Origin of the sequence: Spirosoma sp., from assembly GCF_048594605.1 — a bacterium.
Classification (GTDB): domain Bacteria; phylum Bacteroidota; class Bacteroidia; order Cytophagales; family Spirosomataceae; genus Spirosoma.
Map to the genome: position 1 here is coordinate 1 of NZ_JBMDWV010000383.1, position 4,556 is coordinate 4,556.

General features: G+C 45.7%; 4 protein-coding genes. 3 read left to right on the forward strand and 1 reads right to left on the reverse strand.

The genetic code is table 11. The features are described 5' to 3' along the window. Nucleotides 1–715, reverse strand: a 715-nt coding sequence (locus tag ACOJS8_RS23835; protein ID WP_420151063.1) for an alpha/beta hydrolase family protein, incomplete at its 3' end; no start/stop codon positions are given. A gap of 357 nt (nt 716–1,072) precedes the next feature. On the opposite strand from ACOJS8_RS23835, the gene ACOJS8_RS23840 reads away from it, so the two are divergent. From ACOJS8_RS23840 to ACOJS8_RS23850, 3 genes are all read left to right on the forward strand, one after another. Then, the gene (locus ACOJS8_RS23840; RefSeq protein ID WP_420151064.1) at nt 1,073–1,954 is read left to right on the forward strand and encodes a PE-PGRS family protein; all 882 of its coding nucleotides are present in this window, start codon (nt 1,073–1,075) and stop codon (nt 1,952–1,954) included. Nucleotides 1,955–2,041: 87 nt separating this feature from the next. Continuing rightward, a complete protein-coding gene (locus ACOJS8_RS23845) occupies nt 2,042–3,223 on the forward strand; it encodes a sodium:proton exchanger (protein ID WP_420151065.1) in 1,182 nt (393 codons plus the stop codon). 292 nt (nt 3,224–3,515) lie between these two features. Beyond that, on the forward strand, nt 3,516–4,556 hold a 1,041-nt coding region (locus tag ACOJS8_RS23850; RefSeq protein ID WP_420151066.1), incomplete at its 3' end, for a S8 family serine peptidase.

Below are 4,556 nucleotides of genomic sequence, written 5' to 3' on the forward strand. Positions count from 1 at the left end.
TTGTTTTGTCAAAAGCACCAGCTCCGGCTGAAACGGCCTTCAAATTAAACTCGGCCGGAAACTCTTCCTGAATTTTCTTGTACAACGACATTGTCGCGTAGCCACCTTCAGAGTAGCCGGCCAGGTATAGCCGCGAATCCCATTTGCTGGGTGCGTTAACCTGAAGCAGCTCCCGAGCGGCACGTAGCATATCGAGACTGGTCTGTGCCAGGCTGGCCCGGTGTTCGTAGGTATGAATCAGGTTTTTAGAGGCTCCGAAACCAATATAATCCGGGCAGGCAATGATGTACCCGCTTGACGAAAAAACAGTTGAATACTGATAGGCCTCACTGGCCGGGCCAAAGTTGGAGGGAGCTTCAGCTTCGTCGAAGATTGTACCGTGTTGCTGGCTGATCATAGGTACGGGTGTAGGGGAATCCGGGATTAGCAGCAAACCCGACGCCTGTATAGTACTGCCATCCCAGTTCTTGGTTTTATACACCAGTCTGTAAGCTCCTATATTGTATTTTAGTAAGCCCAGATAGGACGGATTCGTTTGACCCACCAGCGCGCTGAGCGACTGCACTGGAATTTCGGCAACTTTACTACTACTGACCAGGTACGTATACTGAGGGTGATCTTCTCGAATAACATTTATACAACCCGATACAAAACAGGCAATAAACAACGTAGCACACACCTGATGCCACAAGCGAATGGTTTTGGGGAGAATCATGGCAGAGAAAGGGTTAAAAAAGTAGGAAGGATTAAAAAAAGCAAGTGCCTCGATGATCAGACTTTGAAACGAAGGACAGCTACTGATCACGAAAGGAGTAACAAAACTGGCAAGAAGGAGACGTATTGATTTTCATGTGGAAATTGGTTTAAAATGAAGGAAAAGAGCGTACTGATTTTTGAATAGCAAGTTAGTTGTCTTCTGATTATCAGGCTATAATATTTGTGGTAAATCCTGTCATTTATGTCTTGACTGATTGAAAACAAATCATTTGCTTAGTAGGTTAATCGGAGATCAACTCACTATTCTATCGGTTGTTTCGTTACTTTGGCAGCAGAATCAGCCTCAGATGAAACTATGCGCGTGTTTGTTTTATTAATCGGTTTACTGGTAACAACCTCTTGTAAGCTGGATATTGCGAATGGAGATGCCCAATTTGCATCCGATCCGACCATAGCACCCGTAGCAGCCGGTCAGATTGATGAAGCATCGGGTATAGCCGATAGCCGTAGTCAGCCAGGTAATCTCTGGATTGAGCAAGACAGCGGAAGTCCGGCCGAGCTGGCTTTGCTGGGGTACGATGGCCAGGTCAAAGGAAAAATTAGCATTCCGAACGTAACCAACCGCGACTGGGAAGAAATGGCGATTGGACCCGGGCCTCAGGACGGCGTTAATTACCTTTATATTGGCGACATTGGCGACAACAATGGACAGTATCCTCTTTACCAGATATACCGTTTGCCTGAGCCAGCTACACTACAATCGCCAATATCGGGCGTAGAACGTATTAATTTCCGCTATCCTGACGGGTCTCGCGATGCCGAAGCGATGTTTGTCGATCCCCAGACTAAAGATATTTACATCATCTCAAAACGAGAGGAAAAAGTACGTTTATACCGGCTGGCTTATCCGCAGAACATAAACGAAGTGACCGTAGCGGAAGCTCTGGGCGAAATATCCTTTGGGGGCGGCCTGGCGAATTACGTAACGGCAGCCGCTATTTCGCCCGACGGAAGCGAGATTCTGGTCCGGACTTATTCACAGCTTTATTATTGGAAACGTAGCGCGGGGCAATCCATCGCTGATGCCCTTCAGCGCGGAAGCCGTCGCCAGTTGGTTGTGCGGCTGGAGCCACAAGGCGAAGCCGTTTGTTTCGATAAAGATGCCAAAGGCTTTTTTACAATTAGTGAACGAGCCAGTGCTCCCTCGGTAAACCTATATTATTACGCCAGAAAATAAGTTGATCGTCAATGGTTGATTACGGATGACGCGTCCGTATTATCTGGGCGTCTTCCATGATCGGCTATTGGATTTATACTAGTCCGTATGGATTCATCGATTCTGATTATAGTCCTGAGTTTGTCGGTACTAATTTCCTATGCCTTTGACTTATTCAGTAGTCGATTCAAGACACCTTCTGTGCTGTTGCTTTTGTTATTGGGTATTCTCACCCGGCAGGCAACGGAGTATTTCAATGTTCAGGTTCCCTATGTTAATGCCATTCTGCCCACACTTGGTACGTTAGGGCTGATATTGATTGTACTGGAAGGTGCACTTAATCTGGAACTCCATACGGATAATCTGAGCGTCTTACGTCGTACGTTCATAGCTTCCCTGTTATCAATCATTGGCGGCACCCTGATTATGGCCGGGATGCTGTATCTGCTGCTAAACGATTCTTTTTTTCATTGCTTACTAGCTGCCCTGCCTTTTGCCATTATCAGCAACACTGTAACCGTTCAGACCGTAGCGAACCTTTCTTCCGGTCAGCAAGAGTTTGCCGTGTATGAGTCGGCCTTTGCTGGTATCCTGGGCGTAATGGCCTATAATTTTTTGCTATTGAGCCGAAATTCGATTCTTGGAGCCGTATGGTCCTTTACCCGCGATACGCTTACAATGGCGCTGATCTCGCTGGGATGCTGCTTTTTACTGCTTTATCTGATCGGGAAAATCAGTCATCGAATTAAATTCCTGCCCATTATTTCGGTGCTGTTTCTTGTGTATGCACTGGCCGAAATCAATCATCTTTCATCGCTCCTGCTGATTTTAATTTTCGGACTGTTTCTGAATAATACAGAACTGTTCATTCGCGGGCGGCTCAGCCGGATCTTAAAAAACGACTTGTTCGAGAAAGAGCTTGATCAGCTTAAAAACCTGACTGCCGAAGGGGCATTTGTGGTACGTACTTTCTTCTTTCTTATTCTGGGCTATGCCGCTGTTCCGCGCACATTGATTGACATGGATGCGCTGATTGTCAGCGCGCTGTTTATTGTGGCTATCATTGCCTGGCGCTGGGTCGTTTTGCGATTAACGTATCGTGGTCATGTTAAACCTCTTCTCTGGATTGCTCCACGCGGCCTGATTACGGTTTTGCTTTATTTAAACATTCCCGAAGATTTACGGCTGCTGGGATTCCGTGAAGGAATTCCAATACTTGTTGTGGTTTTGTCGTCACTGGTCGTTATGGCCGGGGTGTTGGGATATAGACCAACCAGCAACGGACAATAGATTCATCCTTTTCGCGGCTTCAAAATTATCTCCCCTTTACGCATCGGTTGCTCTCAAACTATTGACTTTTTTGTAAGATTTTTTCTAGTGAAAGTATACTGGTGAAATTTATTTATAAAAGAGTAGTTACTGAAAATGGTAAAATTATAATAAACGTTTTATCTTGATGGCTAATCGCTAGTTTCTCTATCGAACAGCTATTCGCTGATTTCGAGTCCCTTTCTTAGGGTAGATCAGAGGAAGCTATAGGTTGAATCAAGTTTAAAACAAACCGTACCTAAACTTTACTATCATGTTAAAATTTACCAAACTGTTGTACACAGCTACAATAAGTAGTTTAGTAGTGGCGTGTCAAATAGACGTAAACCCGCCCCAGGTCGCCACGACTAACAGCCAGAGTTCGGCAAGACTGGCTGCTGAAGGCAATTTTGTACCCAATGAAGTACTTGTCAAGTTCAAGGCAAATATCTCTGATAGCAAAAAGGCTGAAATCCTGGAAAGCATTAAGGGGAAAGTAAAAGAAAGAATCATTACCGAATTAATGGAGCGCCTTGGCGACAAGGAAGGCGTAACGCTGGTTGAGTTGCCAGAGCAGGTTTTGAATGTGCTTTCACGTTTGAAAGTGCTGAATAATTTTATTGAATATGCCGAACCCAATTATATCTACACCCATAATGCTACATCGAATGATACGTACATTACAAATGCAGCCCTGTGGGGAATGCAGGGTGCCACAACAACTCCGGCTAATCAATACGGAAGCCATGCCGCAGTAGCCTGGGGCAATGATCACACAGGATCGAATGCTGTGTATATTGGCATAATTGATGAAGGCTACATGTACACACACGAAGATTTGGCCGCTAACGCAGGCGTTAACCCCGGCGAAATTGCAGGCAATGGTAAAGATGATGATGGCAATGGCCTGAAAGACGATGTTTACGGCTGGGATTTTGCTGGAAATGACAAGCAGGTTTTTGATGGTGTAAACGATGACCACGGTACGCACGTGGCCGGAACTATTGGCGCTGTAGGCGGCAATGGCAAAGGCGTGGCAGGTGTTTGCTGGAATGTTAAACTGTTAAATGCTAAGTTTCTGGGTGCTTTGGGCGGAACAACCGCAAACGCAATCAAAGCGGTTGATTATTTCACTAATCTGAAGACACGGACTGTTAAGCCAGTTAATATTATAGCTACCAACAACTCATGGGGAGGAGGAGGTTTTTCGCAGGGCTTGTACGATGCTATCGTTCGTGCCAATAACGCGGGGATTTTATTTATTGCCGCAGCAGGCAACGACGGCAAGAATAATGATGCCACCGCCAATTACCCT